The sequence below is a fragment of the Streptomyces sp. NPDC057950 genome (genome assembly GCF_042887295.1).
Taxonomy (GTDB): domain Bacteria; phylum Actinomycetota; class Actinomycetes; order Streptomycetales; family Streptomycetaceae; genus Streptomyces; species Streptomyces kaempferi.
The window spans coordinates 121,729-141,280 of record NZ_JBHVPP010000008.1; the positions used below are offsets into that span (position 1 = coordinate 121,729).

General features: G+C 74.9%; 6 protein-coding genes. 5 read left to right on the forward strand and 1 reads right to left on the reverse strand.

Translation table 11 applies throughout. The annotated features are described in order from the left end of the window. The first annotated feature begins 41 nt into the window (after positions 1 to 41). From mqnC to ACFVTC_RS15900, 5 genes are all read left to right on the forward strand, one after another. On the forward strand, positions 42 to 1,247 hold the full coding sequence (gene mqnC, locus ACFVTC_RS15880; protein ID WP_390127418.1) for a cyclic dehypoxanthinyl futalosine synthase: 1,206 nt from the start codon (positions 42 to 44) through the stop codon (positions 1,245 to 1,247). 37 nt (positions 1,248 to 1,284) lie between these two features. Beyond that, the gene (locus tag ACFVTC_RS15885) at positions 1,285 to 2,277 is read left to right on the forward strand and encodes an ATP-binding cassette domain-containing protein (protein ID WP_390127227.1); all 993 of its coding nucleotides are present in this window, start codon (positions 1,285 to 1,287) and stop codon (positions 2,275 to 2,277) included. Next, positions 2,277 to 3,134 (forward strand): ABC transporter permease, encoded by an 858-nt coding sequence (locus ACFVTC_RS15890; protein ID WP_390127228.1) that lies wholly within the window; start codon positions 2,277 to 2,279, stop codon positions 3,132 to 3,134. The genes ACFVTC_RS15885 and ACFVTC_RS15890 overlap by 1 nt, the downstream gene beginning before the upstream one ends. 29 nt (positions 3,135 to 3,163) lie before the next feature. Continuing rightward, positions 3,164 to 7,240 carry an AMP-binding protein gene (locus tag ACFVTC_RS15895; RefSeq protein WP_390127420.1) on the forward strand — a complete coding sequence of 1,359 codons (4,077 nt, stop codon included), beginning with the start codon at positions 3,164 to 3,166 and terminating at the stop codon, positions 7,238 to 7,240. A gap of 162 nt (positions 7,241 to 7,402) precedes the next feature. Next, positions 7,403 to 8,434 carry a ketoacyl-ACP synthase III family protein gene (locus ACFVTC_RS15900; protein WP_390127229.1) on the forward strand — a complete coding sequence of 344 codons (1,032 nt, stop codon included), beginning with the start codon at positions 7,403 to 7,405 and terminating at the stop codon, positions 8,432 to 8,434. 119 nt (positions 8,435 to 8,553) lie between these two features. On the opposite strand, the gene ACFVTC_RS15905 is transcribed toward ACFVTC_RS15900, so the two are convergent. Beyond that, positions 8,554 to 19,524: a type I polyketide synthase gene (locus ACFVTC_RS15905; protein WP_390127422.1), complete on the reverse strand. Its 10,971-nt coding sequence runs from the start codon at positions 19,522 to 19,524 to the stop codon at positions 8,554 to 8,556. Positions 19,525 to 19,552: the final 28 nt, after the last annotated feature.

The following is a 19,552-nucleotide window of genomic DNA, read 5'->3' on the forward strand; positions in this document are numbered from 1 at the left end:
TGACCAGGAACACCATCCACAGCCCCGGAAAGGCCGGCATCATGCCCCGACCTACCCCGTCCCCGTTGCAGTCCGTCCTCGACCGTGCCGCCGAGGGTGAGCGCATCACCCCGGCGGAGGCCCTGGCCCTGTACCGTGACGCTCCGCTGCACGCGCTGGGCGCCGCCGCCGACGCCGTACGCCGCCGCAGGTACGCCGGCACCGAGCACATCGCGACGTACATCATCGAGCGGAACATCAACTACACGAACGTGTGCGTCACGGCGTGCAAGTTCTGCGCCTTCTACGCCGCGCCCAAGGACACCGCCAAGGGCTGGACCCGCGACCTCGACGACATCCTGCGCCGCTGCGCGGAGACCGTCGAACTCGGCGGCACCCAGATCATGTTCCAGGGCGGACACCACCCCGACTACGGAGTGGAGTACTACGAGAAGCACTTCTCCGCGATCAAGGAGAACTTCCCCCAGCTGGTCATCCACTCCCTCGGCGCGTCCGAGGTCGAGCACATGGCCCGCATCTCCAAGGTGAGCGTGGAGGAGGCCATCCAGCGGATCCACACCGCCGGCCTCGACTCCTTCGCGGGCGCCGGCGCGGAACTGCTCCCCGCCCGCCCCCGCAAGGCGATCGCCCCGCTCAAGGAGTCCGGCGAACGCTGGCTGGAGATCATGGAGGCCGCGCACGGGCTGGGGGTCGAGTCGACCTCGACGATGCTCATGGGCACCGGCGAGACCAACGCCGAGCGCATCGAGCACATGCGGATGATCCGCGACGTACAGGACCGGACCGGCGGTTTCCGCGCCTTCATCCCGTACACCTACCAGCCGGAGAACAACCACCTCAAGGGCCGCACGCAGGCCACGCTCTTCGAGTACGTGCGGATGATCGCGATCGCCCGGCTCTTCTTCGACAACGTGGCCCACATCCAGGGTTCGTGGCTGACCACCGGCAAGGAGGCCGGCCAGCTGACCCTGCACTACGGCGCGGACGACCTCGGCTCCGTGATGCTGGAGGAGAACGTGGTCTCCTCGGCCGGCGCCAAGCACCGCTCCAACCTGGTGGAACTGCTCACGCTGATCCGCGGCGCCGGGCGGGTGCCCGCGCAGCGCTCCACGACCTACGAGCACCTCAAGGTCAACGACGACCCGGCGAACGACCCGGTCGACAAGCGGGTCGTCTCGCACATCTCGTCCACCGCGATCGCGGGCGGCACCGCCCACCCCGAGCTGAAGCTGATCTCCGCGAACTGAGAAGTCCCACCGAACGCAGAAACAGGACGGAGAAGCCATGCCGGGCGCCATCCACGCTGAGGGCCTCGTCAAGACCTTCGGGAAGATCCGGGCTCTCGACGGAGTCAGTCTCACGGTCCCGGAGGGCACCGTGCTGGGTCTGCTGGGCCCCAACGGGGCGGGCAAGACCACCGCCGTCCGGGTGCTCACCACTTTGCTGCGCCCCGACGCGGGCAGCGCCACGGTCGCGGGCCACGACGTGGTCCGCGCCCCGGACCTGGTGCGCCGGTCGATCGGGCTGTCCGGTCAGTTCGCCGCCGTCGACGACCGGCTGACGGGCCGTGAGAACCTGCGCATGATCGGCGAGTTGTACGGCATGCGGGCCGGCGCGGCCCGGCGCCGGGCCGAGGAACTGCTCGCGCAGTTCGAGCTGACCGGGGCCGCCGACCGGGTGTCCACCACGTACTCGGGCGGCATGCGCCGGCGGCTCGACCTCGCGTGCGCGCTGGTGGTGCGGCCGTCGGTGATGTTCCTCGACGAGCCGTCGGTGGGCCTCGACCCCACCAGCCGCCTGCTGTTGTGGGAGGCCATCGACCGGCTGGTCGACGCGGGCACCACCCTGCTGCTGACCACGCAGTACCTGGAGGAGGCGGACCGGCTCGCCCAGGACATCGCCGTCGTCGACCAGGGCCGGATCATCGCCCAGGGCACACCGCGCCAACTCAAGACACGCACCAGCCGGCAGCAGATCGAGATCGTGGTGGAACGCGCCGAACAGATCGAGGGCGCCGCCGCTCTGCTGGGCCGTTTCAGCACCCGCGCCCCCGACGTGGACCGGGCCAGGTCGCTGGTCTCCGCGCCGGTGGACGGCGGCGTGCACCTGCTGACCGAGGTCATCGGTGCCCTGGCCGGCGCCGGGATCGAGATCAGTGACATCAGCCTGCGCCAGCCGACCCTCGACGAGGTGTTCCTGGCCCTGACGGACCCGCCCCGCGGCGGCCGGTCCGGGCACGCGATGGTCTCGGCCGGCGCGTCGAACGAGAAGGAGTGATGACCGTGGCATGGGCGGTACAGGCCCGCGGCGGGGACGCCCTGCGCCCCGCGTCCGCGGCGAAGGCGATCCACGACGTGGTCGTGATCACGCGGCGCAACATCATCAGGATGGTCCGCATCCCCGAGGTGCTGGTCCTCAGCCTCGTGCAGCCGATCGTGTTCGTCCTGCTCTTCGCCTACCTCTTCGCGGGCTCCTTCGCACTGCCCGGCGCGGGCGGCCCGGAGGCCTACCGCGAGTACATGATGCCCGGCTTCTTCGCGCAGACCATCGCCTTCGCGACCGCCAGCAACAGCAGTGTGGGCATGGCCAACGACCTCAAGAGCGGCATGGTCGACCGGTTCCGCTCGCTGCCCATGTCCCGCGGGGCGCTGCTGACCGGCCGCGCGCTCGCCGACCTGGTGCAGAACAGCGCCGTGATCGTGGTCATGGTGGGCTGCGCCCTGATCGTCGGCTGGCGCATCCACCACGGATTCCTGCACGCGGCCGCGGCGTTCGGGCTGCTGCTCCTGCTGGGCTACGCCCTGTCGTGGGTGGGGGTGCTCATCGGCCTGTCGGTCCGTGCGCCGGAAGCCGCCGCGACCGGCAACTTCCTGTGGCTGTTCCCGCTGACCTTCCTCTCGAACGCGTTCGTCGCGCCGTCCACGCTCCCGGCCCCGCTGCGTTTCGCGGCGGAGTGGAACCCGCTCACGGCCACCGTCCAGGCGGCCCGTGACCTGTTCGGCAACCCCGGGCTGCACGCGACGACCGGCTGGCCCGCCGAACACGCCGTGGTGGTGTCCGTGGCGTGGTCGGTCGTCATCGCCCTGGCGTGCCGGGCGCTGGCGGTGCGCCGCTACCGCGCGTCCGCCGCCTGACCGCCGGGAGTCCGAGGAGCGTGAGTGAGATGTTCCGTGCCGATCTCGTCCGGCCGCTGCACGAGCTGCTCGCCGGGCACGCCGAACACCGGCCCCGGCAGCCCGCGTTCCGCGACGCCCACCGCTCGGTGACGTACGCCGAACTCGCCCTGCGCACCGCCCGGGTGGCCGGCCACCTCGCCGAACTGGGCCTCGAACGCGGGGCGCGTGCCGTGATCTACCTGCCCAACCGGGTGGAGACGGTGGAGAGTTACCTGGCCATCACACGGGCGAGCGCGGTCGGCGTCCCGCTCAACCCGCAGTCGACCGACGCGGAGCTGTCCTTCCTGCTCGACGACTGCGCGGCCCGCATGGTGATCACCGGGGTGGCCCAACTGCCGCAGGTGCGCCGGGTCCTGGTCGACCGGCCGGGGGTCGCGGTCGTGGTCGTGCCGGACCCCTCGGGGGCCGGGGAGGACCACGGCCTGCCGCGGTACGAGACCCTGGCGACGACCTGGTCGATACGTCATCCGCCACGCGACGACCTGGGCCTGGACGAGCCCGCGTGGATGCTCTACACGTCCGGCACCACGGGCCGGCCCAAGGGCGTGGTCTCCACCCAGCGGTCGTCGCTGTGGGCGACCGGCGCCTGCACCGCCCCGGTGCTCGGGCTGTCGCCCGAGGACCGGGTGCTGTGGCCGATGCCGCTGTTCCACGCCGTCGCGCACAACGTGTGCGTGCTGGGCGTGCTGGCGGTCGGCGCGACGGCCCGGATCACCGACGGGCTGGCGGCGGACGAGATCCTGCGCACGGCCCGCGAGGAGCGCTCCACGTTCCTCGTCGGGGTGCCGACGATGTACCACCACATGGTCGAGCGGGCCCGGTCCGACGGCTTCGACGCGCCGGCGGACCTGAGGCTGTGCATGGTCGCGGGCTCCTCCTGCCCGGTGTCGCTGCACGAGTCCTTCCGCGCCGCGTTCGGCCTGCCGCTGCTGGACAGTTACGGCAGCACCGAGACCGGCGGCGCGATCACCACCACCCTCCCCGAGGGCCCGTACGTGGCGGGCTCCTGCGGGCTGCCCGTACCGGGGCTGACGCTGCGCCTGACGGACCCCCGCACCGGGGAGGAGGTGCCCGGCGGGGAGGAGGGCGAGGTATGGGTCTCCAGCCCGGCGCTGATGCTCGGCTACCACCGCCAGGACGAGGCGACGGCGTCCGTGCTGAGCGACGGCTGGTACCGCACCGGTGACATCGCCTGGCAGGACGGCGCCGGGTACGTCACGATCAGCGGCCGGCTGAAGGAACTCATCATCCGTGGCGGCGAGAACATCCATCCGGGCGAGATCGAGAAGGTGCTGGGCCGGGTGGAGGGCATCGCGGACGCGGCCGTGGGCGCCAAGCCGCACGACACGCTCGGTGAGGTGCCGGTGGCGTACCTGGTGCGCGGACCCGGCGGCATCGACACGGACGCGGTCCTGGCCGCGTGCCGCGCGGAGCTGTCGGCGTTCAAGCTGCCCGAGGAGCTGTACGAGGTCGACGAGGTCCCGCGCAACCCCGCCGGGAAGATCGCCCGCAAGCGTCTGGCCGGGCTGCCCGGCCGGCTGCTGTGGCGCAGGGCCCGGACGGCGCAGCGGTCCTCGCGGGTCTACGAAGGGGCCCTGGAACTGGGCCTGCTGGACGGCGCGCACCCGCTGTTGCAGGCCGCGGTCGAGCTGCCCGGCGGGGACGGCGTGCTGTTCTCCGGCCGGCTGCGGGGCGGCGGGCACGCTCCGCCGCCGTCCCGCACGGTGGCCGGTACGGCCGTCGTGGCGCCCGCGGTGCTCGCCGAGCTGGTGCTGCACGCCGGGAACCACGTCGGCTGCGGACGGCTGGTGGAACTGGGCACCGGCGAACCGCTGGTGCTGCCCGAGCGGGACGGCGTCCAGCTGCGGGTGAGTGTCGGGGCCGCCGGTGACGAGGGCGTGCGTCCCGTGACCGTGCACGCCCGGCGGGACGGCGGGGGCGCGACCGGGCGGCCCTGGACCCGCCACGCGTCCGGCACCCTCGCGCCCGGCCTCCCCGACCCCGACGGCCCGGGTGAACTGGCCGTGTGGCCGCCCGCGGGTTCCCGGCGCGTCCCCTTCGAGGAGCTGCCGTCCGGTTCCGGTTCCGGCGACGGCGTGCCGCGGGAGCTGCGGACGGTGTGGCGGCGCGACGGTGAGCTGTTCGCCGAGGTCGCGCTGCCCGACGACAGCCGTGAGCAGGGAGCCCTGTTCGGACTGCACCCGGCACTGCTGGACGCCGTGCTGCGGCCCGTGCTCCTGCACACCCGGGTGGATCCGGCGGTCCAGGCGCCCGCGCCGGACGGCGACGGCCTGTGGTGGCCGGACACCTGGCACGGGGTGACGCTGCATGCCTCCGGGGCGTCCGTACTGCGCGTGCGGGTACGGCCGCGGCCCGACGGCGGGTTCGGCATCGAGGCCGCCGACGCGGCCGGCGATCCGGTACTGAGCGTGGAGTCCGTGACGGCCGGCGGGCTGACCCGCTCCACGCTGGCCCGCGCCTCGGCACTCCAGCAGGACGGCCTGTTCACCCAGGTGTGGCACGACGTGGAACTCACCGCGGCCGCGCGGCACGGCGACGAACGGTGGGCGGTGGTCGGCGACGACCCGCTGCGCGTCCGCGCCGGGCTGATGGCCGCCGGGCGCTACTCGGAGACGTATCCGGACCTCGGCGCCCTCGCGAAGGCCGTCTCGGACGGCGCCGCGCCGCCGCACGTGGTGGTCGTCTCCCGGGCCCCGGCCGCCGCCGGGAGCGGGGCGGACGTCGCGGACGCGGTGCGCGGCGCCGTGCGCGAGGGCCTGGAGTGGGCGCGCCGGTGGGGTGATCCGCTGTTCGCGGACAGCCGTCTGGTCGTGCTGACCCGAGGTGCCGTGCCCGCGTGGGACGGTTCCCCGGCGCCGGATCTGCCGGCCGCCGCCCTGTGGGGGCTGGTCGGCGCGGCGCAGGACCGGGCACCGGGCCGTTTCCTGCTGGTCGACACGGACGCCTCCAAGCGGGCCTGGCGTGTCCTGCCGGACGCGGTGGCCTCGGGAGAACCCCGGCTGGCGTTGCGCGGCCGTGCGGCGCGCGTGCCGCGGGTCGAACGCGTCGTGCCCGGCGTCTGCTCGCCGGTGCCCGCCCCGCGCGGCACGGGCCCGCTGCTGGTGGTGCGGGCCGGGGCGACCGCACCGGTCGGGCGTCTGCCGGCCGGACTCGGCTCGCGTGAGGTGCTGTTGGCCGACACCGCGGGGCCGGACCCGGACGCCGCGGCGCGGGCCGGGGTGCCGGGCACGTCCGTGGCCGCGTGGGACGCGGCGGACCCGGTGGCGTCCGTGCGCCCGCTGCGGGCGGCCGGTCCTTCGGCCGTGCTGTTCGCGGCGGCCGTGCACATCGCCTCCGAGGGGCCCGACGGTGATGTCGACGCGGTGCTGCGGCCGGTCGTCGACACCGCGCTCGCCCTCGGCGACGGGCTCGCGCCCGGGGACGTGGACACGTTCGTGCTCAGCTCCCCCGGCCCCTCGCCGACCGCCCCCGGGCTGGTCGCCGAGGCCGCCGGCGCGTTCCTGGACGCGTGGGCGGTGCGGCTGCGGGCCTCCGGTGTGCCCGCCGTGTCGGTACGCGGCGCCGACCTGGCCTCGCGGGAGGCCCTCGACCTCTTCGACGCGGCGCGCTCGCTGGGGCTGCCCGCGGTCGTCGCCGCGCGCACCCCGCTGGGCGGCACCGGCTCCCCCGGCCCGCTCACCGGCACGGCCGCGCTGCGGCGGGGGCTGGTGGCCGGTGCGGGCCGCCGGGTGGCCCGTGACGCGGTGGCGGACCCGTCCGGGCTGCGGCACCGGCTGGCGGCCCTGCCGGACGCGGAGCAGGAGCAGTCCCTCATCGACCTGGTACGCACGCACTTCGCCGCCTCCCTCGGACTGCCCGGCGGCGCCCAGGTGCCGCCGGACGGCGAGACGCGGGAGCTCGGCTTCGACTCGCTGACGGCGCTCACCGCGCGCAACGCGCTGGTCGAGGCGACCGGGCTGCCCCTGTCCGCGGCCGTGGTGTTCGACTTCGCCACGCCGGCCGGGCTCGCCCGCCATCTGAAGAAGGAGCTGCTCGCCCGCTGAACCAGGCTGTCCGACAGGCCCGTTGAGGCGGGATCCCCGGCCGGGCGGTGCGGCACCCGACGGTGGTGCCGCACCGCCCGGCGCCGTCGTGACGCGGGATGTCCGCCGTCATGACGCCGCACGACACAGAACGCCCGAAGGCGGAAGAGGAGAAGAAGGCAGATGAGGGTCGAGAACGTGTACATCGAATCGCTGGGCGTCGTGCTGCCCGAGTGGGCCGACGCCCTGCAGGCCGTGGCCGAAGGGAGGCTGGACGGCGAGATCCAGGCGGCGAACGGGCTGACGGGCACCCACGTCGCCGGTGACGTGCCGGCCATGGACCTGGTCGTGGCGGCCGCCCGGACCACGCTGGAGCGCTCGAAGACCGATCCCGAGGACCTCGGGGCGTACATCCACAGCGCCGTCCACTACCAGGGCCCCGACGGCGCCTACCCGCCCGGCTACATCCTGCGGGAGCTGGGCCTGGGCAACATTCCCGCGCTCTACCTCCAGCAGGGCTGCGACGGCATGCTCAGCGCCCTGGAGGTGGCGATCGGCAAGCTCACCGGGGCCGCCGGGGCGGGCTCGGTGCTGCTGACGACGGGCGAGAACTTCTCCTCGCCGCAGATGGACCGCTGGAAGGGCTTCGGCCAGGCGTACATCCTCGGGGACGGCGCGGCCGCGGTGCTGGTGAGCGACGAGGAGGGCTTCGCCGCGGTGCGCTCCCTCAACTCGGGGGTGCTGCACGAGCTGGAGTCGTGGCACCGCGGGGACGGGCCGCTGCTGCTGCGCGAGGACACCGGAACGGTGGCCGGCATGGTCGAGCGGGCCGAGCAGTTCAGCGAGCGGATGCCCCTGTCGGAGACGATGGAGAAGCTGACCCTGTTCGGCCTGGACATGATCCACCGGTCGCTGGTCGACGCCGGCCTGAACGCGTCCGACCTCACCAAGGTGGTGCCGATCAACATGGACGGCCGGATGATCGAGTACTCGATCATGCTGCCGCTCGGGCTGACCATGGCGGAGTGCAGCTGGGACTTCGGCCGGACGGTCGGGCACGTGGGCGGCGCCGACGTGTTCATCTCCCTGGAGCACCTGGTGCGCACGCGCGAGGTGGTGCCGGGCGACAACGTCCTGCTGTTCTCCCAGGGGCCGGGATGGCTGTGCAGCGCGGCCGTGCTCACCATCACCGACACGCCGCACTGGGCGGTCTGAACACCGTCCCTCCGCCTCTTCCGGCTCTTTCGTCTCTTCCGTTTCTTCCGGCTTTTCCGCCACACGATGCCCCCTGTGTCCGGTCCGGACACAGGGGGCACCGTGCTGTGCGGGGTGGGTCAGCCGTCCTGGCCCAGGCTCGCCAGCCACGCGTCGGTGGCCTCGGCGGTGCCGCGGGCGTGGCTCTCCATCATCGTGAAGTGGTTGCCGGGGACGTCGATCGTGGTGTGCGCCCGCTCCCACGACGACTGCCACTCCTCCCGCTCCAGGGGGCCGCTCGGGTCGGCGGGCACCGGGGGTTCGCTGGAGCGCACCAGGACGACCGGGCTGTCCAGCGGTCCCGGTTCCCATTCGCCGATGAGGCTGATGTACCAGCTCATGGCGGTCAGCCGGTCGGTGTCCATGTGGGCGAACATCGACTCGCGGTCGAACATGCCGCCCAGCATCTGCTGGGAGAACTTCAGGAACGGCGAGTCGGCGCGCGGCATGTAGGTGTCGAGCAGGACCACGGCGGCCGGGGGCCTGCCCTGTTCCTGGAGGTGCCGGGCGGCGGCCAGGGCGAGGATGCCGCCCGACGAGGAGCCGACGAGGACGACGGGGCCCTCGCCGACGGTCCGGGTGACGGCCTCGGCCTGGAGCGCGGCGACGGCGTCGAACGAGGCGGGCAGTGCCTCACCGGTGCCGAACCCCTGGGTGGGCAGGGCCCATACGTCGCGCTCGCCGCGGAAGGCCGAGGCGAACCGCGCGTACTGGTGCACGCCGGCCAGCGCCACGTAGGAGCTGAAGCAGACGAACGGTGTGCCGGTTTCGCCCTTGGAGAGCCTGATCGGCTCGGGCGCCGCGGCCAGTTCCCGCGGGGAGGCGAAGGTCGGCCGCAGTGCGGCGGCGGCCTGGAGCAGGGCGAAGCCCTCGTCGACGCGGCCGCTCTCGCAGGCCTGCTTGAACAGGCCGCTGAGGGTGTCCCCGGTGTGCGCGGCGGGCCGGGTGGCCGGCGTCGCCGGGTCGCCGCCGGTGGGCGCGTCCAGCAGCCGCTGGTCGAGGTGGGCGGCGAGCAGTTCCGGGGTGGCGTGGTCGAACAGGAGGGTCGGCGGCAGGGTCAGGGCGGTCGCGGTGGCGAGGTGGTTGCGCAGTTCGACGGCGGTCAGGGAGTCGAAGCCCTGTTCCGTGAAGAGCTGGTCGGCCTCCACCGCGTCGGCGGACGCGTGGCCGAGGACCGCCGCGGCCAGGTCGCGGACCAGGCCGAGCAGTGTGGTGCGGCGCTCGGCCGGGCCGAGTCCGGCGAGCCGGGCGGAGGTGGTCGGTGCCGGCCGGGCGCCCGCCGCGCTGCGGCGGCCGGCCGGGCGGTCCGCGGGCCGCAGCAGGGCCTGCAGGGCGCCGGTGCCGACGGTGGTGTCCATGGCGATGAGGGCGGGACGGTCGGTGGTCAGTGCGCTGTCGAGCAGGAGGAGTCCGTCCTTCGTGGACAGCGCGCGCATGCCGCCGCGGGTCATGCGGCGGCGGTCGGTGTCGGAGAGGCCGGCCGTCATGGCGCTGTCGCTCTCCCACACTCCCCAGGCGAGGGAGGAGGCGGGCAGGCCGAGCGAGCGCCGGTGGGAGGCGAGCGCGTCGAGGAAGGCGTTGGCGGCGGCGTAGTTGGCCTGGCCCGGGGAGCCGAAGGTTCCCGCGGCGGAGGAGAACAGGACGAACGCGGCCAGGCCGTGGCCGGCGGTGAGTTCGTGCAGCAGCCAGCCGCCGTCGGCCTTGGGGCGCAGGACCCGCTCGAAGCGTTCGGGGTCCAGGGCGGTGACCGGCTTGTCGTCGACGACGCCGGCGGCGTGCACCACGCCGGTCAGGGGCCTGTCGGCGGGGACGGCGGCGAGGAGGCGTTCGACCTGGTCGCGGTCGGCGGTGTCGCAGGCGACGAGGGTGACGTCCGCGCCGAGTGCGGTGAGTTCGTCGCGCAGTGCGCCGGCGCCGGGGGCGTCGGGGCCGCGGCGGCCGGTGAGCAGCAGGCTGCGTACGCCGTGGGCGGTGACGAGGTGCCGGGCGAGGGCGCTGCCGAGGGCGCCGGTGGCGCCGGTGACCAGGACGGTGCCGGACGCCAGGGCGGGTGCCTCGGTGCCGGGCCCGACCGGGGCGAGGCCCGGCAGCAGGACCCGGCCGCCTCGTACCGCGCTCTGCGGGTGGACGGTGGCGACGGCGGCGAGGAAGGCGTGCTCGTCCGCCTCGTCGGGGGTGCCGGGCAGGTCCACGAGCTGGAAACGGCCGGGATGTTCGGCCTGTGTGGAGCGGACCATGCCCCACAGGGCCGCGCCCGCCAGGTCCTGGATGCCGCCGTCGTCGTCGGTGGCCACGCAGGTCCGGGTGACGAACACCAGGCGGGAGGCGGCGAAGCGTTCGTCGCCGAGCCAGCCGCGGATCAGGTCGTGGGCCGGGGTGAGCGCGGAGCGGACGGTGCCGGGGACGTCGTGTCCGTCGTCGGGGCGGTGGCCGTCGGGGGCGACGAGCACGATGTCCGGCATGGTCATGCCGGTGTCCACGGCCTTGCCGAGTGCTTCGAGGTCGGCGTACGTCTCCAGGTGGACGCCCGCGGCGTCGACGGACCGGGCCACCCGGTCGTCGCCCTCACCGAGGATGATCCAGCGGGCCGATTCGGGGCGGGGTGCGGCCGGGGCGGGCCGTGCGTCGCTCCAGGCCAGGCGCAGCAGCCCGGGTGCCCGGTCGTCGTGTTCGCGCGGCGGTTCGGCGGCCACGGCGCGCAGGGTGATGGACTCGGCGGTGGCGACGGGGCGGCCGTCGGTGTCGGCGACGAGCACGGAGAACCCGTGGGCGTGTCCGGCCGGTGCCAGCCGCACCCTGAGGGCGGTGGCGCCCTCCGCGTGCAGGGTCAGGCCGCTCCACGCGAAGGGCAGCATCGGCTCCGGCGATTTCCCGGCGCCGCCCGGGAGTTCGACGAGAAGCGCGTGGGTCGCCGCGTCCAGCAGGGCGGGGTGCAGGCCGAAGCGGGGGGCGTCGGCGCGGTACTCCTCGGGAAGGGCGACCTCGGCGAACACCTCGTCGCCGCGCCGCCACACCCGGCCCAGGCCCTGGAAGCTGGGCCCGTAGTCGAACCCGGCCTCGGCGAACCCTTCGTAGTGGCCGCCGTCGGCGACGGTCTCGACGCCGTGCGGGGGCCAGACGCTCAGGTCGGCGGACGGCGCGGCCGGGGCCTGGTCCTCGGGGGCGAGGGTGCCCCGTGCGTGCTGTTCCCACGGCGTGCCGGTGTCGGTGTCGGCGGGGCGCGCGTACACGCCGAAGGTGCGCCGGCCCCGCTCGTCGGGTGCCTCGACGGTGACCTGGAGCTGGACGGCTCCCTCGCGGGGGATCACCAGCGGGCTGTGCAGGGTGAGTTCGGTGAGGTGGGCGCAGCCGGTGCGGTCGCCCGCGTGGACGGCGAGGTCGAGGTAGCCGGTCGCGGGCAGGATGACCTGGCCGAGCACGGTGTGGTCGGCGAGCCAGGGGTGGGTGCGCAGGGACAGGCGTCCGGTGAGCAGGACGGTGTCGGAGCCGGCGGGCCGGACGGCGGCGCCCAGGAAGGGGTGGGCCGCCGTTTCCAGGCCGGCGCCCTCCAGGTCGCCGGTCCAGGGGGCGCTGGGCAGCCAGTAGCGCTCGTGCTGGAAGGCGTAGGTGGGCAGCGGGACGGGCCGGGCGCCGGTGAACAGGGCGGGCCAGTCGGGTGCGGTGCCGGTGGTGAACAGCCGGCCGAGCGCGGTGAGCAGGCCGCGGGCCTCGGGGACGTCCTTGCGGACGGCCGGGACGAGCTGGGCCTCGGGGCGGTCGGGGTCGTCCAGGGCCGCCGTGGCCAGGGTGGTGAGGGTGGCGTCCGGGCCGATCTCCAGGAAGCGGGTGACGGCGAGGTCGTCGCGGAGGTGACGGACGGCGTCGTGGAAGCGGACCGGTTCGCGGACGTGGCGTACCCAGTACTCGGGGTCGGTCAACTGCGGTGCGCCGACCGGCTCTCCGGTCGTTCCGGAGACGAAGGCCAGGTGCGGGGCGGAGTAGGTGAGCCGTGCGGCGACGGTCCGGAAGGCGTCGAGGACGGGGTCCATGAGCGGCGAGTGGAAGGCGTGGCTGACGCGCAGCCGGGAGGTCTTGCGGCCCCTCGCCGCCAGTTGGTCGGCGACGGCGGTGACGGCGTCCTCGGTGCCGGAGACGACCGTGGCCGCGGGTCCGTTGAGGGCGGCGATGCCGACGGCGGTCTCCCGCCCGGCGAGCAGGGGCAGCACCTCCGCCTCGGATGCCTGCAGGGCGGCCATCGCGCCGCCCGGGGGCAGTTGCTGCATGAGGCGGCCGCGGGCGGCGACGAGGGTGCAGGCGTCGGGGAGGGAGAGGACGCCGGCGACGTGGGCCGCGGCGAGTTCGCCGACGGAGTGGCCGGTGACCTGGTCGGGGACGATGCCCCAGGACTCCAGCAGGCGGTAGAGGGCGACCTCGAAGGCGAACAGGGCGGGCTGGGCGTGCTCGGTGCGGTTCAGGACCTCGGCGGCAGCGGCCTCGGAGCCGCCGCCGTCGTCGCCGTCGCCGTCGCCGTCGCCGTCGCCGAGGACGATGTCGCGCAGTCCGGGGAGGTGGGCGCAGGCCGCGTCGAATGCCTCGGCGAACACGGGGTACGTGCGGTGGAGTTCGCGGCCCATGCCGGGGCGCTGGGCGCCCTGGCCGGTGAACAGGAACGCGGTGCGGCCGGCGCCGCGCGCCACGCCGGCCGGGGTCCGGGGCTCGGAGCGCCCCTCGGCCAGCGCGGTGAGGGCCTCGGTGAGTTCGGCCCGGTCGGCGCCGAGGACGACGGCCCGGTGTTCGAAGGCGGTGCGGGTGGTGGCGAGGGACAGTCCCACGTCGCGGGGGTCGTCCTGGGGCCGGTCGGCGAGGTGGGTGAGCAGGCGGCTCGCCTGGTCCCGCAGGGCGGCGGCGCTGCGGGCGCTGAGCGCCCAGGGGGTGACGGGGGCATGGGTGCCGGTGGCCGCGGGTGCGGCGGGTGCGGCGGGTCCGGCCTCGGCGGGCCCGCCGGGTTCCCGTTCGGCGGCGGCTTCGAGGATGACGTGGGCGTTGGTGCCGCTGATGCCGAAGGAGGACACGGCGGCGCGGCCGGGGCGGTCGTTCTCGGGCCAGGCGACGGCCTCGGTCAGCAGCCGGACGTCACCCGCCTCCCAGTCGACGTGGGTGGAGGGCCGGTCGACGTGCAGGGTGGCCGGCAGGACGCCGTTGCGCAGGGCCAGGACCATCTTGATGATCCCGGCGACGCCGGCGCCGGCCTGGGTGTGACCGATGTTGGACTTCACCGAGCCCAGCCACAGCGGCCGCTGCGCGGGCCGGTCCTGGCCGTAGGTGGCGAGGACGGCCTGGGCCTCGATCGGGTCGCCGAGCATGGTTCCCGTGCCGTGCGCCTCCAGGACGTCGACGTCGGCGGTGCCGAGGCCCGCGTCGGCGAGCGCGGCCCGGATGACCCGCTGCTGGGAGGGGCCGTTGGGGGCGGTGAGCCCGTTGGAGGCGCCGTCCTGGTTGACGGCGGAGCCGCGCACGACGGCGAGGACCCGGTGGCCGTTGCGGCGGGCGTCGGACAGCCGCTCCACCAGGAGCATGCCGCCGCCCTCGGAGAACCCGGTGCCGTCGGCGGCGTCCGCGAAGGACTTGCAGCGGCCGTCCGCCGCGAGGCCCCGCTGCCGGCTGAAGTCGAGGAACAGTCCGGGGGTGGACATCACGGTGACGCCGCCCGCGAGCGCGAGGTCGCTCTCGCCGGAGCGCAGGGAGCGCACGGCCAGGTGCAGGGCGACCAGGGAGGAGGAGCAGGCGGTGTCGACGGTGACCGCGGGCCCTTCCAGACCGAAGGTGTAGGAGACGCGGCCGGACAGGACGCTCGCCGAGTTGCCGGTGCCGAGGTGGGCGCCGGCGTCCTCGTCGAGGGCGAGCGGCCGGGAGGAGTAGTCCTGGTAGTTGGTGCCGGCGAAGACACCGGTACGGCTGCCGCGCAGGGTCCTCGGTTCGATGCCGGCCCGCTCGAACGCCTCCCAGGACATCTCGAGCAGGTGTCGCTGCTGCGGGTCCATCGCGGCGGCCTCGCGCGGGGAGATGGTGAAGAACGCCGGGTCGAAGTCGGCGAACCCGGTGAGGAAGCCGCCCGCCCGGGTGGAGACGCCGCTGTGTCCCGGCTCGGGGTCGTGGAGCGCGTCGAGGTCCCAGTCGCGGTCGTCGGGGAAGGGGGTGATCGCGTCGGTGCCGGCGGCCAGCAGCCGCCAGAACTCCTCGGGCGTGCTGATGTCGCCGGGGAACCGGCAGGCCATGCCGATGATGGCGATCGGGTCGTCGTCGGTGTCCGCGCGCCGTACGCCGGGGGCCGTGTCCGCGGCGGGGGCCGGGGAGTTCGCGGGGGCCAGCTCGGCGCCGAGGTGGTCGGCGAGCGCGGCGGGCGTCGGGTAGTCGTAGACGAGGCTGGTCGGCAGCCGCAGGCCGGTGGCCGCGTTGAGGGCGTTGCGCAGTTCGACGGCGGTCAGCGAGTCGAAGCCGAGTTCCCGGAAGGCCCGGTTGGGTTCGACCTCGTCGGGGCTGGGGTGGTTGAGCACGTAGGCGATGTGGGCCCGGACGAGGGTGAGCAGGGCGCCGCGGCGGTCGCTGTCGCCGAGTGCGGCGAGCTGTCCGGCGAGGCCGGTGCGCTCCCCCGGCGCGGGCTCCGGTGCGGTGCCGCGGGTGCCGGCCAGGGCCTGCCGGGCTTCGGGCAGGGCGGCGTAGAGGCGGCGCGGGCGGCCCTTGGCGAGTTCGGTGCCGAACACCTCCCAGTCGATGTCGGTGACGACGAGGGTGGTGTCGCCGTGGTCGAGGGCGTGCTGGAGCGCGGTGACGGCCGTGTCGGGGTCCATGAGGCGTACGCCGTGGCGTTCCAGGCGTTCGCCGACGGTGCCGGAGGCCATGCCGCCGTCGGCCCAGCCGCTCCAGGCGACGGCGGTCGCGGGCAGTCCGCGGGCGCGGCGGTCCTCGGCGAGGGCGTCGAGGAAGGCGTTGCCGGGGGCGTAGTTGCCGTGTCCGGGGCTGCCGAAGACTCCGGAGGACGAGGAGAACAGGACGAAGGCCGACAGGTCGAGGCCGGCGGTGGCGGAGTCGAGGTTGAGGGCGCCGCCCACCTTGACGCGCAGCACGTCGGCGAGGCGGTCGGGGGTGAGGGAGCCGATGACGCCGTCGTCGAGGACGGCGGCCGTGTGGAACACGGCGGTCAGGGGCCGTTCGTCGGGGATCGCGGCGAGCAGGCGGTCGAGGTCGCCGGGGTCGGCGATGTCGCAGCGGGCGATGTCGGCGCGGGCACCGAGGGCGGCGAGTTCGGCGGCGAACTCGGCGGCGCCGGGCGCGTCCGGGCCGGAGCGGCTGACCAGCAGCAGGTCGCGGGCGCCGGAGCGGGCCAGCCAGCGGGCGACGTGCCGGCCGAGTGCGCCGGTGCCGCCGGTGACCAGAACGGTGCCGTCGGGGTGCCAGCGGCGGCCGGCCGGCCGGACGCCGGTGGCCGCGCGCAGCAGACGGCGGCCGAGGACGCCGGTGGCGCGGATCGCTGCCTGGTCCTCGTGGTCGCGGCCGGCCAGTACGGCGGTGAACCGGTCGGCGGCCCGCTCGTCGAGGGCGGCGGGCAGGTCGACGAGACCGCCCCAGAGATCGGCCTGTTCGAGGGCGACGACCCGTCCGAACCCCCAGACCATCGACTGGACGGGCGCCTGCGGGGCGCTGTGCGCGTCGGTCGCGACGGCGCCGCGCGTGGTGAACCACACGGGGACGTCGGCGCCGAGGTCCTGCAGCGCCTGGACGAGGGTGACGGTCCCGGCGAATCCTCTCGGTACGGCGGGCAGCGCGGGCAGCGGGTCCTCGTCGAGGGCGAGCAGCGAGACGACTCCGGCGGGTTGCGCGGCACGGTTCGTCGCGGAGGGCTCGGCGGAGGGTCCGGCGCTCCCGGTGAGGGCGGCGAAGAGGGCGGCGGCGACGGCGGTCCGGTCGGCCGCGCAGTCGACGGGGACGGTCACCGGGGTGGCGCCGGCGCGCCGCAGGGCGGCGGTCAGGGCGGTGGCCTCGGGGCCGTCCTCGCGGCCCGGGGGGACGACGACGGGCCAGCGGCCGCTGAGGGCGGGGGCGGGTCCGTCCTCGACGGGCTGCCAGGCGATGCGGTAGCGCCAGGAGTCGGCGACGGCGGTCTCGGCACTGTGCCGGCGGTAGTGCGCCAGCGCCGGGACGAGCCGGGAGACGGCGGTCTCGTCGAGGTCGAGGGCGGCGGTCAGGGCCGTGACGTCGCCCTGCTCGACGGCTTCCCAGAACGGCCCGTCGCTGGTGCCCGCAGCGGCGCCGGCGGCCGCGGCCCGGGTGAACTCGGGCCAGTAGCGCCGCCGTTGGAAGGCGTAGGTGGGCAGGTCGACGCGGCGTGGCGGGCTGTCGTCGGCGGCGGCGAGTTCGGCGCAGCCCTGTACGTGGAGTTCGGCGAGCGAGAGCAGGAAGCGGGCGCGGCCGCCGTCGCCGCGGCGCAGGGTGGCGACGACGACGCTGCCGGTGGCGCCGGCCTCGTCCAGGACGTCGCCGAGGACGGTGGTCACCACGGGGTGGGGGCCGACCTCCACGAAGACGCGGTGGCCGGCGGCGGCGAGCTCCTCGACGGTGTCGCCGAGGCGGACGGTCTGCCGGACGTTGCGGTACCAGTAGTCCGCGTCCAGCGTGGTGGTGTCCTCGATCCGGCCGCCGGTGACCGTGGAGTGGAACGGCACGTCGGCCGGGCGTGCGGTGACCGGCGCGAACGCGGCGAGCAGGTCGTCGCGCACCTCCTCGATCTGCGCGGAGTGCGAGGCGTAGCCGATGGCGACGCGGCGGGACCGTACGCCCTCGTCGGCGAGTTCGGCCTGAAGGGCGTCGAGCGCCTGCGTGTCGCCGGAGACGACGACCGCGCGGGGGCCGCTGAGCGAGCCCACGGAGATCCGTCCCTCCCGGCGGGCCAGGCGGTGTTCCACCTCGGCGAGCGGCAGCGGTACGGAGAGCATGCCGCCGCGGCCGGAGAGCGGGGTGAGCGCGCGGCCGCGGGCAACGACGATGCGGGCGGCGTCCGTCAGGGTGAGGGCGCCTGCGACGTGCGCGGCGGCGATCTCGCCCTGGCTCTGGCCGGCGACGGCGACCGGCCGCACCCCGTGGGACTGCCACAGGCGGGCGAGCGCCACGCAGACCACGAACAGGACGGGCTGGACGATGTCGACGCGGTCCAGCGGCGGGGCGCCGCCGGTGTCGCGCAGCACGTCCAGCACCTTCCAGTCGGTGTACTCCTCGACGGCGGAGGCGACCTCGGTGAAGTGGGCGCGGAACACCTCGTCGGTGTCGAGGAGTTCGGTGGCCATGCCGGGCCACTGCGGGCCGTGCCCGGGGAAGACGAAGACGGGTCCGCCCTCGGTGTCGGCGATGCCCTTGACCACGGAGGGTGCGGGTGTGTCCTCGGCGACGGCGGCAAGACCGGCGAGGAGTTCGCCGGTGTCCCGGGCGACGACGACGGCGCGGTGTTCCAGGGCGGAGCGGGTGCGGGTGAGCGCGCGGGCGAGGTCGGCGGGGTGCGGGGCGGGCCGCTGCCCGGAGGTCAGGTGGTCGTGCAGGCGCCGGGCCTGGGCGCGCAGCGCGCTGCTCGTGCGTGCGGACACCGGGAAGGCGAAGGGGCCGGTGGCCGGCTGCGCGTCGGTGGCGGGCGGCTGCGCGTCGGTGGCGGGGGCGGACGGTGCGGTGTCCTGCGGTGCGGGGGGCTGTTCGAGGATGACGTGGGCGTTGGTGCCGCTGACGCCGAACGAGGAGACGCCGCAGCGCAGCGGGCGGTCGGCGGACGGCCAGGGCCGGGCGTCGGTGAGCAGTTCGACGTGTCCCGCGGACCAGTCGACGTGGGTGGAGGGCCGGTCGACGTGCAGGGTGGCGGGCAGGTGCCGCTCGCGCAGCGCGAGGACCATCTTGATGACGCCTGCGACTCCGGCGGCGGCCTGGGTGTGGCCGATGTGGGACTTGACCGAGCCGAGCAGCAGCGGCCGGTCGGCGGGCCGGTCCTGGCCGTACGTGGCGAGCAGGGCCTGGGCCTCGATGGGGTCGCCCAGCTTGGTGCCGGTGCCGTGCGCCTCGACGGCGTCCACGTCGGCCGGGGCCAGGCCGGCGGAGGTGAGCGCCTGCCAGATGACGCGTTCCTGGGAGGGTCCGTTGGGGGCGGTCAGTCCGTTGGAGGCGCCGTCCTGGTTGACGGCCGTACCGCGGACGACGGCGAGGACGGGGTGGTTGTTGCGGCGGGCGTCGGACAGCCGCTCGACGACGAGGACGCCTGCGCCCTCGCCCCAGGCGGTGCCGTCGGCGGCGTCCGCGAATGCCTTGCAGCGGCCGTCGCGGGCGAGGCCGCGCTGCCGGCTGAACTCCAGGAAGACCGTGGGCGTCGACATGACGGTGACGCCGCCGGCGAGCGCGAGGTCGCACTCGCCGTTGCGCAGGGCCTGCACGGCCAGGTGCAGGGTCACCAGGGAGGACGAGCAGGCGGTGTCGAGGGACACCGCGGGGCCCTCCAGGCCGAGGGTGTAGGAGACGCGGCCGGACAGGACGCTCGCGGAGTTGCCGACACCGTCGTCGCCCGCGTTGTCCGAGAGGCTGAGCAGGGTGGTGTAGTCCTGCAGGTTGGTGCCCGCGAACACGCCGGTGCGGCTGCCGCGCAGCCCGGCCGGGTCGATGCCGGCCCGTTCCAGGGCCTCCCAGCAGATCTCCAGAAGGAGGCGCTGCTGCGGGTCGGTGCCGACGGCCTCGCGGGGCGAGACACCGAAGAAGCCCGCGTCGAAGTCCGCGACGCGGTCGATGAATCCGCCGGTCCGTGTGTAGCTGCGGCCGGGGGTGCCGGGCTCGGGGTCGTACAGCGAGTCGGTGTCCCAGCCGCGGTCCACGGGCCACTCGGTCATGGCGTCGTCGCCCGAGCCCAGCAGCCGCCACAGGTCCTCGGGGTCGCTCACGCCGCCGGGGAACCGGCAGCCCATGGCGACGATCGCGACGGGTTCGCGGCCCCGGGCCTCGGCCTCGCTCAGCCGTTGCCGCGTCTGGTGGAGATCGGCCGTGACCTTCCTCAGGTAGCCGAGGAGCTTCTGTTCATCGCTC